We start from the raw sequence: 15,453 nt of genomic DNA on the forward strand, positions 1-15,453 counted from the left end.
CCGTCGTCCCAGGAGGAGGCCCCTGCATGGCCCCGATGAGCACCCCCGGCTCGATCGTGGAAATCGCGGAAGACGACCTGAAGGAACTCATCGCCGCCGAACTCGGGGCGGTGCGGGACCGCAGCTTCGGCCTCACCACCGACGTCCTCGCCGCAGACGACCTCACCGGCCAGGTGTCGCCGCTGATGTCGCCGCTCGTGTGGGACCTGGCGCACGTCGGCAACTACGAGGAACTGTGGCTGCTGCGCGCGGCGGCGGGCATCGAGGCCATGCGTCCCGAGATCGACGACCTGTACGACGCGTTCGAGCATCCCCGCGCCGAACGGCCGTCGCTGCCGCTGCTGCCGCCGGACGAGGCCCGTTCCTACATCGGGACGGTCCGCGCCAAGGTGCTCGACTCGCTGGCGTCGGTGCGGTTCGACACGGCGAATCCGCTCACCTCGGGCGGGTTCGTGTACGGGATGGTCGTCCAGCACGAGCACATGCACGACGAGACCATGCTGGCCACCCACCAGCTACGCAAAGGCGCCCCCGCGCTGCTCGATCCCCTGGCCGAGCCTTTGCGGAACGGCGGTGAGCGCTCACGAGTGGACGAGGTGCTGATCGAGGCCGGTCCATTCCAGATGGGGACGTCCGATCATCCGTGGGCGTACGACAATGAGCGTCCGGCGCACCTGGTGGACGTCCCCGCGTACTACATCGACGTGGAGCCGGTGACCAACGCCGCCTATATCGCGTTCATCGAAGCCGGTGGATACGACGACCCGCGCTGGTGGGATCCCGCCGGATGGGAATGGCGCAACAGCAGCGGCAAACGCGCCCCCGCGTTCTGGTCCCGTCAAGGCGGGGAGTGGCTGCGGCGCCGGTTCGGACGGACGGAACCCGTCCCGCCGGGCGAGCCCGTCCAGCACGTGTGCTGGTACGAAGCGGACGCCTACGCGCGCTGGGCCGGAAAGCGGCTCCCGACAGAGGCCGAGTGGGAGAAGGCCGCGCGCTGGGACCCCGCCGCGCAGCACTCCCGCACATACCCGTGGGGCGAGCACTACGCGGACGGCCACGCCAACCTCGGGCAGCAGATGCTCCGTCCCTCGGAGACCGGCTCCTACGCGTCGGGTGCCTCGGCCTACGGGGTCAGGCGGATGCTCGGGGACGTGTGGGAGTGGACGTCGTCCGACTTCCACGGCTACCCCGGCTTCCAGTCGTTCCCCTACAAGGAGTACTCGGAGGTCTTCTTCGGTCCCGAATACAAGGTGCTGCGCGGCGGTTCGTGGGCGACGCACCCGCTCGCAATACGCGGATCGTTCCGCAACTGGGACTACCCCATCCGAAGGCAGATCTTCTCTGGCTTCCGCTGTGCCCGGACCCCACCAGAAGGGCCCTGAATGTGCCGCCACGTTGGCTACCTAGGGCCTGACCGGACGCTGCGCTCACTCGTCTACGACGGCGAGTACTCACTGGAGACCCAGGCGTACGCGCCGCGCATGACACAGGGGAACCTGCTCAACGCGGACGGGTTCGGCGTCGGCTGGTACCAGGACGGGGAGGCCGTCCGGTTCCGCCGCGCGCAGCCCCTCTGGACGGACCAGTCGTTCCGCGAGGTCGCCGGGGCCGTCCGCGCGTCGTGCGCGGTCGCCGCGATCCGGTCGGCGACGGTCGGGTTCCCCGTGGACGAGTCGTGCGCCCAGCCGTTCCGCGCCGGGACGTGGCTGTTCAGCCACAACGGCAAGGTCGAGGACTACGGCGCGGTCGAGTCCAAGCTCCGCGACCTGACCGGGGACGTCTCCGGTGTGCCGGACGCCCGCGCCCCGGTCGACTCCGCGCCGCTGTTCGCGCTCGCCGTCCGGTACTGGCGGGAGGGGCGCGCGCTCGGCGACGGCCTCGCCGGCGTCGTCGCCGCCGCCACCGCGCTCTCGCCCGGCCGCTACAACCTGCTCGCCTCCGACGGGACGTCCCTGGCCGCCACGACCTGGGGCGACTCGCTGTTCGTCCGCGAGGGCGACGGCGAGATCCGGATCGCGTCCGAGCCGCTCGACGGCGACCCCCGCTGGACGCCCGTCCCCGACCGCTCGCTCGTCACCGCCGGGCTCCAGTCCGGCATCAGCATCGCTCCCCTCTGAAGGAGAACCACGTGGACCGGTTCCTGACCGCCGACGACCTCGCCAAGACGCTCCGCCAGGACGTCCGGGACGGGCTCGCCGGCACGCCCAAGACCCTGCCGCCCAAGTGGTTCTACGACGAGCGCGGCAGCGCGCTCTTCGAGGAGATCACGAGGCTGGAGGAGTACTACCCGACGCGCCGCGAGCGGGAGATCCTCCTCGCGCGGGCGCCCGACATCGCCGCCGCCACCGGCGCGCGGACGCTCCTGGAACTCGGCGCGGGGTCGGGGGAGAAGACCCGGCTGCTGCTCGACGCCCTCTCCGGCACACTGCGCTCGTACGTGCCGGTGGACGTGAGCGGCGACTTCCTGGAGGACGCCGCGGCGGGCATCGCGGCCGACCATCCGGGCCTGACCGTCCGGACCGTCGTCGCCGACTACGAGCGGCACCTGCACCTGCTGCCCGGCGGCGAGCGGCGCCTCGTCGCCTTCCTCGGCGGGACGATCGGCAACATGCCGCCCGCCGAGCGGATCGGGTTCCTCGGCGGCGTCCGCGCCACCCTGTCCGGCGGCGACTTCCTGCTGCTCGGCGCCGACCTCGTCAAGGACGCGGGACGGCTCGTGCGCGCCTACGACGACGCCGCCGGGATCACCGCCGAGTTCAACCGCAACGTCCTGCGCGTCATCAACCGGGAGCTGGACGCCGACTTCGACCCGGACGCGTTCGAGCACGTCGCTGTCTGGGACGAGGCGGAGGAGTGGATCGAGATGCGGCTGCGGTCCGTCCGCGACCAGGACGTCCGCGTCCGCGGCCTCGACCTGGAGGTGGCGTTCGCCGCCGGGGAGGAGATGCGCACCGAGATCTCCGCCAAGTTCCGGCGCGAGCGCCTCGAAGCGGAACTCGCCGCGGCCGGAATGGAACTCGCCGAGTTCTGGACGGACGCCGCGGGCGACTTCTCCCTGACTCTGGCCCGCCCCACCCCCGGCTAGGACTTGCGGGCGGGGCGGTCGAGGCCGAGCCGCGTCAGGTCCGAGACCAGGCGGGTCGCCACGTAGCGGTGGCCCGCCGGGTTCGGATGGGTGCGGTCGCGCTTGATGTACTGGAGGGCGTTGCCCGTGCCCGCCGTCCGGTCGCCGGTGATCCAGCGCTCGCCGATGGGGTCGACGAACGGGACGCCGAGCTGCGCGGCGAGGTTCCGCAGCGCGTCGCGGACGGCGACCGCGCCCGGCACCGGCACCTCCGAGCCCCACAGCGGGCCCATCAGCACGACGTGCGTGCCGGGCCAGCGCTGCCCGGCCCGCTCGATCAGCTGATGCGCCGCCGCCGCGACCTGCGGCGCCGGGACGCGCCAGTCGTTGTGGCCGCCGGACACGATCAGCATGTCGGGCGCCGGGCGCCAGCCGAGCTGGCTCTCGAACAGGCCGAGGTAGGCGGCGCCGGCGCTCGTCTTGACGAACCCGGCGCCCGCGCGGCCGCCGACGACGACCTGCCAGCCCAGCAGCCGCGCCGCCGCGGACGCGAACGTCTCCTCCGGCTCGGTGCTCCGGTCGCCGACCGTGTAGCTGTCGCCGAGGAACATCACCACGGACGGGCTTTTCGCGGGCTTCTGCCCGTCACCCTGCCCGGGGCCGTCCGCCACCGCCTGCCGGTGCACCGAACCCCGGAACACGGAACAGCCCGACGCGGACAAGGCCGCGGCCAAGCTCAGGCACAGCACGAGAGTCGCCGCGCCGCGTCGGGCGCGGCGAGATGTCATCGAGGACCACCCATCGTCCAGGACGATTTTTCCAAGCCCAGCGGATTGTCAAAGAACATCAGTCGTCCGGGGGAGCATCAAAATCTCGGAGGTTGCACCGCATCCTACTGATGCGGCGCGCGAAAAGGGGCCGGTCCGGCCACGGCGTGGCGGGCCGGCGCCGCGGGCCTGCAAAGGGGAATCGCGGCCTCGCCTACATCCGCCGTTCACCTTCCGGCTCGGGGCGGGAAACCTTACGCCGAAAGGGTTCCGCGGTGACCCGACCGGAACGGCTCCGCGAACTCGACCTCCTGCGCTTCCTGGCCGCACTGGCCGTGGTGCTGTTCCATTTCACCGGCTTCTGGGGCGGTGGTGCGTGGCCGGAGCCGGCGCGCGAGGTGTTCCCGGAACTCGCGCCAATCGCCCGGTTCGGCTACCTCGGCGTGGACCTGTTCTTCGTCATCAGCGGTTTCGTGATCCTGATGAGCGCGTGGGGGCGCGGGCCGGGGGAGTTCGGGATATCGCGGCTCGTCCGGCTGATGCCCGCGTACTGGGTGAGCGTCCTGCTCGGTGCCACCATCTACGGGGTCTTTCGGCAGGGGAACGGCGTCCCCGGGCTGGTCCTGCCGAACCTGACGATGCTGCAGGGCGGGCTCGGCCTGAAGAACGTGGACTCCGTCTACTGGACGCTCTGGGTCGAACTCCACTTCTACGTCCTCGCCGCGGTCCTCGCGGCCGTCGGCATCACCTACCGCTCCTGCCTCGTCTTCATGGCGGTCTGGATGTTCGGCGGACTGTTCGCGGACGAGGCCCGCCACGAGCTCCTCCAGGTGGTGCTGGTGCCGACGTGGAGCCCGTACTTCATCGCGGGCATGGCGTTCTTCCTGATCCACAGGTTCGGGCCGACGCTCCTCCTCTGGGGATACGTCGCGGCCTCGTACCTGCTGGCGCTGCGGTGGGGCGCCTGGCGCGCGGAGAACGCGTTCCGGGGCGCGGACGAGGTCGTGGTCAGCGCCGTCATCACCGGCATCTTCGTCGTGATGGCCCTTGTCGCGACGGGCCGGCTGCGATGGCTGCGGTGGCGCGGGCTGACCGTCCTTGGGGCGCTCACGTATCCGCTGTACCTCGTCCATTCGCAGCTGGCGCTTCCCTTGCTGGACGCGATCTATCCAGAGCTCAACAGGTGGGCGGCGCTCGCGGTGGTCGTGGGCGCGTCCTTGCTGGCCGCCTATGCCGTGCACCGGCTCGTCGAACGTCCGGGCGCCGCGTGGATGCGGGCCCGCTTGCACGCGGCACTGGAACCGGTCCGGGGGTCCGCGCCCTCTCCCATGACCAGGTTGGCCGGTCATGGCGATCGGGGTGGACGCGGCGGCGATGGCCTCAACGGCAGTGAGCCTCGCGATCGCACCCCGGCTGATGCGGTGCAGAGATGAAGGTGCAGTAGGACGGGCCTACGACCATTGGATCCGCCTGAGGTCGGGGGTGTGACACACCGGTGGGGGCGTGCGCTTAAGGAGATGTGGGCGTCCGGCCGATGTGAGCGGGCTTCGGCCGGGCGCACCGCCTCCGGTGGGCTCGTCTCCCCCGGTCGGGCCCACCGGAGGTTCCGTCCGGGGCTCGTCAGGACGGATCCTCCGGCGGCCGCAACTCCTCCATGTAGCCGACCGTCAGGCGGCGCATCACGCCCGACTCGTCGATGGAGTACTGGCCGAGACGGCTCAGCGGCGGCGAATAGGCGTGGATCGAGACGCTGGTGTCGTCCACGCCGGTCAGCCGGTGAATGTGGTCGGGGCCGAAGCAGAACGACTGCCCCTCGCCGACCACCGTGCGCTTGGGGTCCCCGCCGATCCGCGGGTTGTTCTCCTCGATCGTCCCGGCGACGACGCGGACGGCGCCCGACGAGACGTCGTGGTCGTGCCAGCCGGTGTCGTTCTCCGGCGTCCAGCACAGGAGCCAGACGTCCACGTGCTCGTCCCGGTAGAGCGAGGCGTAGTGGCGCCGCCCGCCCGGGAAGGCGACGTGCTGCCGCCACAGCCCGGGCCGCTCCGCCAGGTCGTCGACCAGCACGCGCAGCTCGCGCTTGTCGAGCGGACGGCCGGGCAGGCGCTCGAAGCCGGCGGGGCGGGACAGGACCTCGGACGACACGGGTTCGCTCCTCTCCGATCACTTGTCGGTGCCCGTTCCTCCGGATGCGATGTGCGTGTGGCGAACGGGCTGGACACGGGTACTGAACCGTATCAGTTAACCGTTTCAGTGAAGCGGTTCAGGCACTATCCGGTCAAGTGCGGTCCGTGGTTCTGTCGGTGGCGGCACCTAGGGTTGGGTGGGTGTCGGAGAAGCGCAAGCGCGCGACCATCCGGGAAGTGGCTCAGGCGACGGGGTTGTCGCCCGCGGCCGTGTCGTACGCGCTGCGCGGGATCCAGACGTCGGAGGAGACGCAGGAGCGGGTCCGCGCGGCGGCGGACGCGCTCGGCTACGAGGCCCACCCGATCGCGCGGGCGCTGGCCAGGGGCCGCACCGACCAGGTCGGGCTGCTGTGCGGCTCGCTGGAGGACTACTGGCAGCAGTCCCTCGCGGTCGGCATCGGCCGGGCGCTGCTGGCCCGCGACCGCTACGCCCTCATCGTGGACGCGGGCGGCGATCCCGAGCGGGAGCTGGCGCTCGCCCGGCGGCTGCGCGACCAGCGGGTGGACGGCCTGATCGTCCAGCCGCTCGACCCGTCCGCCGCGCTGTGGAGCGAGCTAGCCGGGACGATCCCGGTGGTGTCCATCGGCGACGCGCTGCACGGCGGCCAGGCGCAGGGCGAGGTCGTGTTCGACAACCGGCGCGGCGTCACGCTCGCGCTGGAGCACCTGCGCGGCCTCGGGCACCAGCGGGTCACCGTGTTCACCCCGACCGGCGCCAGTACCCCCGACCGTCCCGCCGACGTGCACGTGAACGCCGAGGCCGAACGGCTGGGCCTGCGGGTCGACGTGGTCGTCGTGCCGCAGTCGCTCGCCGCCTCCACCGAGGTCGCCACGCGGGTGCTCGGCGGCGCCGACCGCCCGTCCGCGGTGTTCTGCTTCGCCGACTCGATCGCCTACGGCGTCTACGCCGCCACCCGCGAGTTGGGCCTCGCCGTCCCCGGCGACGTCGCGGTCTGCGGGTACGACAACCATCCGATGTCCGCGCTGCTCACGCCGCCGCTCACCACCGTCGACTGGGACATCGACGGCATCGTGCACTCCGCCGTCCGGCTCGTCGTGGACGTCATCGACGGCAAGCCGCGCAAGCGCCGGGTCGTCCGTGAGCCGTCCCTGCGCGTCCGCACCTCGACCGGCGAGCGGCCGGGTGACCGGCCCGGCTAGGGGTCACGGGTGCGGCCGGGCCAGGCGGGGAAGCAGGTCCGCGGCGGCGGCGATGTCGGCGTCCAGCGGCCGGTCCTCCACGCCCGGGTCGAGGACGCCGGCCGCCAGGTCGAGCGCCGACCTGAGCGGCCCGCCCGACGGCGCGCGGCCCTGCATCCGCAGCGCCCGCACCGCGGCGACCAGCTCGCAGCCGAGCCCGAGCCGGTAGGCGGCGACCGCGTCGGTCGTCGCGCGGGCCGACTGCGTCGAGAAGCCCGCGTGTTCTTCGACGCCGCGCGACAGCACCGCGCTGCCGAGCGCCGCCGGGGTCGCGAGGCGGCGGACGTCCGCGAGACACGAGTGCGCCACATACTCCAAGATCATGATCCCGGACGACGCCTCCGTCGCGCCCAGAAAGGGGGCGAGGCCGGTGAAGGACGGCTCCGCGAGCGTCCCGAGCCGGGCGGCGGCCAGCGCCATCGTCTGGAACAGCGCGGCGCGGGCCGAGTCGAGCGCGAGACCGACGTAGGCGGTGTGGAAGTTGCCGTTGTGCCAGACCGTCCGGCCGGTGACGTCCACGAGCGGGTTCTCCGCGGCGGCGTTGATCTCGCGGGTCACCACCCGCTCGGCGTGGGCGGCCGCCTCCAGCGCGGGGCCGTGCACCTGCGGGAACGCCCGGTAGCCGTACGGGTCCTGGATCCGCATCGGGGCGGGCTGGTCGAAGGCGAGCAGCGTCCGCATCGCCGCCGCGACGTCCTGCTGGCCGGGGTGCGGGCACGCGTCCTGCACGGCCTGCGCGTACGGCTCCCCCGACCCCCGGACGGCGAAGTGCGACAGCGCCGCGACGACCGTCGACGCGCTCAGCATCTCCCGCAGGTCCGCCACCGCGAGCGCCGCCTCGCCGAGCGTCGCCGCGTTCGAGCTGATGAACGCCAGCGCGTCGGCCGACCGCAGCCGGTAGCCCGGGCCGCGCTCGGCCGCGCCGTCCGGCCCCGGCCGCCAGGGCCGCTCGCCCAGCAGGCACAGCGCCGTCGAGGCCAGCGCGGTCAGGTCGCCCGTCCCGATCGCGCCGTACACCGGCACCGGAGGAAGGAGGCCCAGGTTGAGGACGTCCGCCAGCGCCCGCAGCACCCCCGGTTCGACGCCTGAGCCGCCCGCCGCGATCTGGTTCAGCCGGACCGTCAGCATCGCCCGGACGATCTCCGGCGCGACCAGCGGCCCCGCGCCCGCCGCGTGGCTGCGCAGCAGCCGCAGGCCGTGGGCGTCGGAGTCCTCCCACTCCACGTCGACGGTGCGGTTCGCGCCGACCCCGGTCGTCCGCCCGTACACCGGCTGCGACGCGGCGACCTCGGCGGCCGTCCGCCAGGCCGCCCGGGCCCGGTCGGCGCCGTCCGGCGCTATGGCGACCGTCACATCCTCGCGGGCCGCGCGCACCACCTGCGCACAGGTCAGCGCCGTCCCGTCGATAACGATTCGGCTGTCCTCCACGGCGCACCGCTACTTTCCCTGCATTCCAGGTCGTTATGCTCAAGATCTGAAGTTCCGGACACACCGGGACAACAAGGTGACCGTACCCATTGGTTACGGTTGGGTAGAAGTGAGTTGCGGCAGGCAGAGGCCGGAGTCGAAGATCGGCGTCGAGGGCGCCCTGCGAGGAGTGAATCGTTGATCACCTTTGAGGGCGTCACCAAGCGCTACCCGGGCGGCACCGTCGCGCTCGACGATGTCAGCCTCGACTGCCCCGACGGGCGCATCACCGTGTTCGTCGGCACGTCCGGCGGCGGCAAGACCACGGCGCTGCGCACCATCAACCGGATGGTGGAGCCCACGTCCGGACGCGTCCTCATCGACGGGCAGGACGTCCGCGAGCAGCGGCCCGCCGAGCTGCGCCGCGGCATCGGCTACGTCATCCAGCACGCCGGGCTGTTCCCGCACCGCACCATCGAGGACAACATCGCCACCGTCCCGTACCTGCTGCGCTGGAACAAGAAGAAGGCGCGGGAGCGGGCGCTGGAGCTGATGGAGCGGGTCGGGCTCGAGCGCTCGATGGCCAAGCGGTACCCGTTCCAGATGTCCGGCGGCCAGCAGCAGCGCGTCGGCGTCGCCCGCGCCCTCGCCGCCGACCCGCCGATCATGCTGATGGACGAGCCGTTCAGCGCCGTCGACCCCGTCGTCCGCGCCGAGCTGCAGGACGAGTTCCTCCGCCTCCAGGACGAGCTGCACAAGACGATCGTGTTCGTCACCCACGACATCGACGAGGCGATCAAGCTCGGCGACAAGATCGCCGTGTTCCAGACCGGGGGGAAGCTCGTCCAGGTCGACAGCCCCGAGAACCTCCTCGCCCACCCCGCCGACGACTTCGTCGCCGGTTTCATCGGCCAGAACCGCGGCATCCGCACCCTGTCCTTCGCCGGGACGAGCGACCTGCGGCTGAGCGACGACGCCGTCCGTCCCGCGACCGCCGACGCCGCCGACGCCGCCGGCCTCGACTGGGTGCTCGTCGTCGACGAGGGCCGCCGCCCGCTGGGCTGGACCCGTCCGGCCCAGGTCGCCGGCGCGCTGTCGACGGCGCCGCTCGCACCGGTCGGCGCCACGTTCCGCGTCGGCGCCGACTCCGTGCGCGTCGCGCTGGACGCGGCGGTCCTGTCGCCGGCCGGGCTCGCGGTCGGCGTCGACGAGGCGGGCGCGGTGATCGGCACGGCCGCCGGGACCGACCTGCTCGCCGTCCCCACCCACGGCGACGGCACCCACGACACCGTTGCCGCGGAGGGCGACGATGCCCGCGGCGACGGCGGAGGCGCCGGCTGATGGACATCGACTGGTCCTGGATCGCCGACCACCGGGACACGCTCACCGAGCACGCGCTCATCCATCTCAGGCTGGCGCTGCTGCCGGTGCTGTTCGGGCTGCTCATCTCGCTGCCGCTCGGCGTGCTGTGCCGCCGCTGGGGCTGGCTCTACCCGCCGGCGCTGACCATCGCGAACGTCCTGTACGCGGTCCCGTCCCTCGCCCTGTTCATGATCTTCATCCAGTACACGGGGCTCACCGCGTCCACGGTCATGATCCCGCTGACCCTGTACAGCCTGTCGGTGCTCATCCCGAACGTGGTGGACGGGCTGGCGTCGGTGTCCGAACCGGTGCGGCAGGCCGCCATCGCCATGGGATTCGGCACGCTGCGCCGCCTCATGCAGGTCGAGCTGCCGATCGCCGTGCCCATCGTCATCGCCGGGACGCGGGTCGCCGCGGTGTCGTCGATCAGCCTCGTCGCCGTCGGGCAGCTGATCGGCCAGGGCGGGCTCGGCTACGACATCATCCGCGGCTACCAGCTCCAGTTCCAGACGCAGATCGTCGCCGCGACCGTCCTGATCGTGCTGCTGGCGCTCGTCACCGACGCGATCCTGGTCACCGTCCAGCGGCTGCTCACCCCGTGGGCGCGGGCGCGCGGGAAGGCGGCGTCGTGAACGACCTCTGGAACCAGATCGACCTGTTCTGGACGTGGCTGACCGCGTCCTCCCAATGGCACGGCGCCGACGGGATCCCGCACCGCCTCCTCCAGCACCTCTACTACAGCGGGGTGTCGCTGCTCTGCGCCGCCGTGATCGGGCTGGCGCTCGGCCTGGTCGTCGGCCACACCGGACGCGGCGGGTTCCTCGCCATCAGCATCGCCAACATCGCCCGCGCGATCCCCACGTTCGGGCTGGTGCTGTTCGTCGTCGTCATCGAGTACAGCATCATCCCGGTCCTGGTCGCGCTGGTCGCGCTCGCCGTCCCGCCCATCCTCGTCAACACCTTCGAGGGCGTCCGGGCCGTCGACCCCGACGCCAAGGACGCCGCCCGCGGCATGGGCATGACCGGCTGGGGCGTGCTGTGGCGGGCCGAGCTGCCGATCGCGCTGCCGCTGATCCTGCTCGGGCTGCGGACGTCGGCGATCCAGGTCGTCGCCACCGCGACGATCGCCGCCTACCCGGGCTTCGGCGGCCTCGGCCGCTACATCATCGACGGCCTGGCCCGCAACGACTACCAGCTCGTCGTCGGGGGCACCGTCCTGGTGGTGCTGCTCGCGCTGATCGTCCAGCTGATCTTCGCGGGCCTGCGCCGCCTCATCATCTCGCCGGGCCTGCTCGGCTCCGCCCGTTCATCCTGACCGAAGGAACAGAACAATGAAGAAACTCATCCGTGGCGCGGTCGTCGGCGTGGTGGCCGCCCTGGCCCTGTCCGCCTGCGGCGGCGGAGACTCCGGCGACGACAACCCGCTCGCCGGCGGCGGCGACAGCGGGACCGTCACCGTCGGCGGCGCCAACTTCCCCGAGAGCAACCTGCTCGGCGAGCTGTACGCGCAGGCCCTTGAGGCGAAGGGCATCAAGATCACCCGCAAGTTCAACATCGGCGCCCGCGAGGTCTACTACGACCAGGTCGTCAAGGGCGGCATCAGCGTCATGCCCGAGTACAACGGCGCGTTGCTGACCACGTCCGTCGACAAGAGCAGCACCGCCGCGACCACCGAGGAGATCAACGCGGCGCTCAGGGCCAAGCTGCCCGCCGAGGTCGAGATCCTGAACTCCGCCCAGGCCGAGGACAAGGACTCCGTCACCGTCAACCCGCAGACCGCCGCGAAGTACAACCTCAAGTCCATCGCCGACCTGAAGCCGGTCGCGAAGGAGCTCACCATCGCCGGTCCGTCCGAGTTCAAGACGCGGCAGCAGGGGCTCGTCGGCCTCAAGAGCGCCTACGGCCTCGAGTTCAAGAAGTTCCAGCCGTTCGACGCCGGCGCCCAGGCGACCCTGGTGAAACTCCTCACCGAGAACAAGATCCAGGCCGCCGACCTCTTCACCACCGACCCCACCATCGAGCAGAACAAGCTGGTCGTCCTCGAAGACCCGGAGAACGTCTTCAGCGCCCAGAACGTGACGCCGCTGGTGCACAAGAAGTCGGTGAACGACACGGCGCGGGCGGCCCTCAACGCCGTCTCCGCCAAGCTCACCACCCAGGACCTCCTGGACATGATGAAGCGCATCGCCATCGACAAGGACGACCAGGAAAAGGTCGCCGAGGAGTGGCTGAAGAAGTCCGGCCTGGCCTGACCCGCCCGACCCCTGTCCGGGCCCCGCTCCGCGATGGAGCGGGGCCCGAGCCGTTTCCGCCGCACCGATACCCTGGCCGACCGATCATGAGAGGACGACCATGAGCACAGTGATCTCAGCCGACGGAACCGCCATCGCGTTCGAGCGGACCGGCGAGGGCCCGCCCGTCGTCCTGGTGGCCGGGGCCCTGTGCGACCGCCTGGCGACCAGCCTGCTCGCCACGGAGCTGGGACGGCACTTCACCGTGATCGGCTATGACCGCCGCGGCCGGGGGGAGAGCGGCGGCACCGCCCCGGACACCGTCCAGCAGGAGATCGAGGACCTGGGCGCCCTCATCGCCGAGGCCGGCGGGGAGGCGGCGGTGTACGGCCACTCGTCCGGGGCGGCCCTCGCACTGCACGCGGCGGCGGCCGGCCTGCCCATCACCGAACTCGTCCTCCATGAGCCGCCCTTCTACCTCCAGGAAGACCAAGAGGAACGCGAAGAGTCGCAGGCACTGCTCCAGCGCATCAAGGAACTCCTGGCACAGGATCGTCCGGCCGACGCGATCGCGGCCTTCCTGGCGCCCACGGGGATGCCGCAGCAGCTCATCGACTTCATGAGCCAGAATCCCGGAACCCAGGCGAACGCCCGCACCCTGCCCATCGACCCCTTCGAAGTGGTGAGCGAGGCGAGCCGGGGCGGACGCACGCCGATCGAGCAGGCGCGCGAGGTGGCCGTCCCCACGCTCGTGCTGTGCGGCGGCGCCAGCCACCCCTGGATGATCGAGACGGGCGAACAGCTCGCCGCCGCCATGCCGAACGGACGCCACCTGGTCCTCCCCGACCAGGGACACATCGTCGCCGCCGACGTCCTGGCCCCCGCGCTGACCGACTACCTGACCCGCCCCTGAAGCCCAGAGCACGACCCGGACCGGCCGAACGCACCTCGACGAAGAGGTCCTCGCTGCCACCGGCCACATGATGCGTGGCGCCCGTGGCCGGCACGCCCCGGCTCGAAGCGCGTCAGCGGACGGCGGTCGCCGAGTTCACCACGTCGGGGACTGCCCGGCACCGGCCAGTCCCCGAATGCCGAGGTCGCGCGCAGTCGTTCTGCTCCGTCCCAGCTCACGAGGACACTACGCGGGGTTCTAGTAGGACTTGAGCGTGATCGCGTTCGCGGCCTTGTGGATCGGCGCGATGGCCTTCGCCATGATCCGATCCTTGCCGGGCATGCGGGACAGCAGCCCGAGCATCGCCATCGACATGCGGACCTGGCCTTTGGTCCGCATCACCATCCGCTTGATGTTGGCCGGGCCGAGCTTCTGGTTCGTCTCGGCGAACGGCCGCATCTCCCGCTCGTACGCGCCGAAGCCGGTCCGGTGGTCGCCGCCGGCCGCGGCCAGCTCGCCCGCCAGGACGTAGGCGCCGACCAGGGCCAGGCTCGTGCCCTGGCCGGACGCGGGGGAGGCGCAGTACGCGGCGTCGCCGAGCAGGACGACCCGTCCCTCGGACCAGCGCTGCATCTGGACCTGGCTGATCGAGTCGCAGTAGAAGTCGGGGGCCCGGCCCATCCCCTCCAGGAGCCGGGGGACCTCCCAGCCCTCACCCGCGTACGCAGCGGCCAGGGCCTGCTTCTGCGCGGCGGGGTCGCGCGGCGCGTCGGTCGCCCCTTGGGTGCTGAAGAGGAACATCGCCTTGGCGGCGTCCTCGCCCGAGGTGCTGTACATGAGCGCCGTCCTGCCCGGGCCGACGTAGGTGACCTCCTCGCGGTCGAGTCCGAGATGGTCGGGGACGCTGAAGATCGATATGCGGTGGCCGAGGTCGCGGACGAACTCCTCCTCCGGGCCGAAGACCAGCGACCGGGTGACCGAGTGCAGGCCGTCGGCTCCCACCACCGGGTCGAACGTCCGGGTCGCGCCACCGGACAGGACGACCTCGACCCCTTCAGACGTCTCCTTCAGCGCGGCAATGGAATCCCCGAAGAGGTATTCGACGTCGCTCCCGGTCCGCTCGTACAGCAGCCGGTGCAGGTCGCCGCGGAGGATCTCGGCGTCACCGTGCGTCCGGCCGCCGAAGGTGTCCCCGTCCATGCTCGCCACGCGCTTGCCGGCGGCGTTGACCACCGTTCCGCTCCGCACATCGGTTCGCATCCGGCGGATCTCGTCCAGCAGGCCCATGCGCTCGACGACCGTGAGCGCGACATCGCGAACGCCTCGGGTGTCAGCCTCGCCGCCATCGGCTACCACTTCGGCTCAAAGGAGGTCCTGCTGAACGAGGCCGTCCGCGGCGCGATCGAGGACTGGGGCGAGGAGGTGGCCGCGGCCCTCGCCGCCGCGGCCGACCCCGGCGCCGGTACGGCCGAGCGCTTCGAGGCGACCTGGACCAGGGTGATCGAGTCCTTCGCCGCGACCAGGCCGCTCTGGGCGCTCCAGTTCGAAGTCCTCGCCCACATCGAACGGACGCCGGACCTCCGCCGCGCCTTCGCCGGCACCAACCGCCAGGCCCGCCTGGGCCTGGCCGACCTGTTCGGCGTCGACGTGAAGTCATTCGAGCCGCGGCAGGCGGAAGTGATCGGCGCGTACTATCAGGCGCTGCTCGTCGGCCTGGCAGCACAGTGGCTCGCGGACCCCGAAGACGTCCCCACCGCCCACGAACTACTCCACGCCGTAAAAACCACCACCACCAACCTCCTGCCGGGGTTGTGATGGGTGTGATCGTGTTCATAGTCAGGGTTTGTGAGTCCCGCTAACGTTTGGGTGGAGAGGCCCCGATCACGGCGATGGCGGAGGCAGCGGGTGCGTATTCGGGTGGGAAGCATGGAGGACGTTCCGGCCGTTCTGGTGCTCTACGACCAGGCGGTCGAATGGCTGGTCGCCTCCGGCCGGTCGGGGCAGTGGGGGACGGAGCTCTGGTCGGAAAAGCCGGAGCTCACCGAGCGGGTTCGGCGCTTCGCCCGGTCGGGCGGGATGCGTGTCGCGGAGAACGAGGGCGATGTGGTCGGGGCCATGTGGCTTGGGCCCGCTCCTCAATTCATCCCCGCCGTCGAGGAGCCGGAGCTTTTCCTGTCGGCCCTCGTCATCGATCGGCGGTGCGCCGGGCTCGGCGTGGGGCAAGCGCTGTTGGACCATGCCCGGGCCGAGGCCCTTGAGAGGGGGATCAGCCTGCTCAGGCTCTGTCTATTATACACATCTCCGAGCCCACGAGACCCTAAGACAACTCGTATGCCGTCTTCTG

Annotated in this window: 16 protein-coding genes; 12 read left to right on the forward strand and 4 right to left on the reverse strand. The window is 71.4% G+C overall.

From position 1 onward, the window contains the following. Positions 1-35 precede the first annotated feature (35 nt). Genes egtB through egtD form a run of 3 tightly spaced genes read left to right on the forward strand, consistent with a single transcriptional unit; the run spans position 36 to position 3,085 of the window. Complete coding sequence (gene egtB / locus ETD83_RS30345) at positions 36-1,382, forward strand: ergothioneine biosynthesis protein EgtB (protein ID WP_138648653.1); 1,347 nt, start codon at positions 36-38, stop codon at positions 1,380-1,382. Continuing rightward, a complete protein-coding gene (egtC, locus tag ETD83_RS30350; protein ID WP_138648639.1) occupies positions 1,383-2,117 on the forward strand; it encodes an ergothioneine biosynthesis protein EgtC in 735 nt (244 codons plus the stop codon). It abuts the gene before it with no gap. Positions 2,118-2,128: 11 nt separating this feature from the next. Next, positions 2,129-3,085, forward strand: a complete 957-nt coding sequence (egtD, locus tag ETD83_RS30355) for an L-histidine N(alpha)-methyltransferase (RefSeq protein WP_171064517.1) — start codon at positions 2,129-2,131, stop codon at positions 3,083-3,085. Here egtD and ETD83_RS30360 read toward each other — a convergent pair. Further along, complete coding sequence (locus ETD83_RS30360) at positions 3,082-3,750, reverse strand: SGNH/GDSL hydrolase family protein (protein WP_230421296.1); 669 nt, start codon at positions 3,748-3,750, stop codon at positions 3,082-3,084. The genes egtD and ETD83_RS30360 overlap by 4 nt on opposite strands. 356 nt (positions 3,751-4,106) lie before the next feature. On the opposite strand from ETD83_RS30360, the gene ETD83_RS30365 reads away from it, so the two are divergent. Then, complete coding sequence (locus ETD83_RS30365; protein ID WP_171064518.1) at positions 4,107-5,264, forward strand: acyltransferase family protein; 1,158 nt, start codon at positions 4,107-4,109, stop codon at positions 5,262-5,264. Between the two features lie 187 nt (positions 5,265-5,451). Here ETD83_RS30365 and ETD83_RS30370 read toward each other — a convergent pair whose 3' ends face one another. Beyond that, positions 5,452-5,976 (reverse strand): cysteine dioxygenase, encoded by a 525-nt coding sequence (locus tag ETD83_RS30370; protein ID WP_138648642.1) that lies wholly within the window; start codon positions 5,974-5,976, stop codon positions 5,452-5,454. A gap of 218 nt (positions 5,977-6,194) precedes the next feature. Between ETD83_RS30370 and ETD83_RS30375 the strand changes: the two genes are divergently transcribed. Beyond that, positions 6,195-7,178 (forward strand): LacI family DNA-binding transcriptional regulator, encoded by a 984-nt coding sequence (locus ETD83_RS30375; protein WP_230421297.1) that lies wholly within the window; start codon positions 6,195-6,197, stop codon positions 7,176-7,178. A 3-nt stretch (positions 7,179-7,181) separates the two neighbouring features. On the opposite strand, the gene ETD83_RS30380 is transcribed toward ETD83_RS30375, so the two are convergent. Next, complete coding sequence (locus tag ETD83_RS30380) at positions 7,182-8,645, reverse strand: aromatic amino acid ammonia-lyase (RefSeq protein ID WP_138648644.1); 1,464 nt, start codon at positions 8,643-8,645, stop codon at positions 7,182-7,184. Positions 8,646-8,822: 177 nt separating this feature from the next. Between ETD83_RS30380 and ETD83_RS30385 the strand changes: the two genes are divergently transcribed. The 5 genes from ETD83_RS30385 (at position 8,823) to ETD83_RS30405 (ending at position 13,130) form a co-directional block, all read left to right on the forward strand. Continuing rightward, positions 8,823-9,965, forward strand: coding sequence for an ABC transporter ATP-binding protein (locus tag ETD83_RS30385; RefSeq protein ID WP_138648645.1), 1,143 nt, complete (start codon positions 8,823-8,825; stop codon positions 9,963-9,965). Then, positions 9,965-10,618 (forward strand): ABC transporter permease, encoded by a 654-nt coding sequence (locus tag ETD83_RS30390; protein WP_138648646.1) that lies wholly within the window; start codon positions 9,965-9,967, stop codon positions 10,616-10,618. The genes ETD83_RS30385 and ETD83_RS30390 overlap by 1 nt, the downstream gene beginning before the upstream one ends. Beyond that, complete coding sequence (locus ETD83_RS30395) at positions 10,615-11,301, forward strand: ABC transporter permease (protein ID WP_138648647.1); 687 nt, start codon at positions 10,615-10,617, stop codon at positions 11,299-11,301. Before ETD83_RS30390 ends, ETD83_RS30395 begins: the two co-directional genes overlap by 4 nt. A gap of 16 nt (positions 11,302-11,317) precedes the next feature. Next, a complete protein-coding gene (locus ETD83_RS30400; protein WP_138648648.1) occupies positions 11,318-12,238 on the forward strand; it encodes an ABC transporter substrate-binding protein in 921 nt (306 codons plus the stop codon). A 100-nt stretch (positions 12,239-12,338) separates the two neighbouring features. Next, entirely contained in the window at positions 12,339-13,130 is a 792-nt protein-coding gene (locus ETD83_RS30405; protein WP_138648649.1) for an alpha/beta fold hydrolase, read from the forward strand. A 237-nt stretch (positions 13,131-13,367) separates the two neighbouring features. Here ETD83_RS30405 and ETD83_RS30410 read toward each other — a convergent pair whose 3' ends face one another. Beyond that, positions 13,368-14,396, reverse strand: a complete 1,029-nt coding sequence (locus ETD83_RS30410; RefSeq protein ID WP_138648650.1) for an FAD-dependent monooxygenase — start codon at positions 14,394-14,396, stop codon at positions 13,368-13,370. Between ETD83_RS30410 and ETD83_RS44970 the strand changes: the two genes are divergently transcribed. Both ETD83_RS44970 and ETD83_RS30420 read left to right on the forward strand, forming a co-directional pair. Then, positions 14,277-14,924 (forward strand): TetR/AcrR family transcriptional regulator, encoded by a 648-nt coding sequence (locus ETD83_RS44970; RefSeq protein WP_138648651.1) that lies wholly within the window; start codon positions 14,277-14,279, stop codon positions 14,922-14,924. The genes ETD83_RS30410 and ETD83_RS44970 overlap by 120 nt on opposite strands. Before the next feature lie 111 nt (positions 14,925-15,035). Then, positions 15,036-15,453: GNAT family N-acetyltransferase (locus ETD83_RS30420; RefSeq protein WP_138648652.1), on the forward strand; the 418-nt coding region annotated here is incomplete at its 3' end.

The organism is Actinomadura soli, assembly GCF_005889715.1.
GTDB lineage: Bacteria > Actinomycetota > Actinomycetes > Streptosporangiales > Streptosporangiaceae > Spirillospora > Spirillospora soli.

What these genes read in the sequence shown, in the direction of transcription:
- ETD83_RS30400 (WP_138648648.1), top strand. Translation starts at nt 11,318, where the DNA reads ATGAAGAAACTCATCCGTGGCGCGGTCGTCGGCGTGGTGGCCGCCCTG.
- egtB (WP_138648653.1), top strand. Translation starts at nt 36, where the DNA reads ATGAGCACCCCCGGCTCGATCGTGGAAATCGCGGAAGACGACCTGAAG.
- egtC (WP_138648639.1), top strand. Translation starts at nt 1,383, where the DNA reads ATGTGCCGCCACGTTGGCTACCTAGGGCCTGACCGGACGCTGCGCTCA.
- ETD83_RS30390 (WP_138648646.1), top strand. Translation starts at nt 9,965, where the DNA reads ATGGACATCGACTGGTCCTGGATCGCCGACCACCGGGACACGCTCACC.
- ETD83_RS30410 (WP_138648650.1), bottom strand. Translation starts at nt 14,396, where the DNA reads ATGGGCCTGCTGGACGAGATCCGCCGGATGCGAACCGATGTGCGGAGC.
- ETD83_RS30405 (WP_138648649.1), top strand. Translation starts at nt 12,339, where the DNA reads ATGAGCACAGTGATCTCAGCCGACGGAACCGCCATCGCGTTCGAGCGG.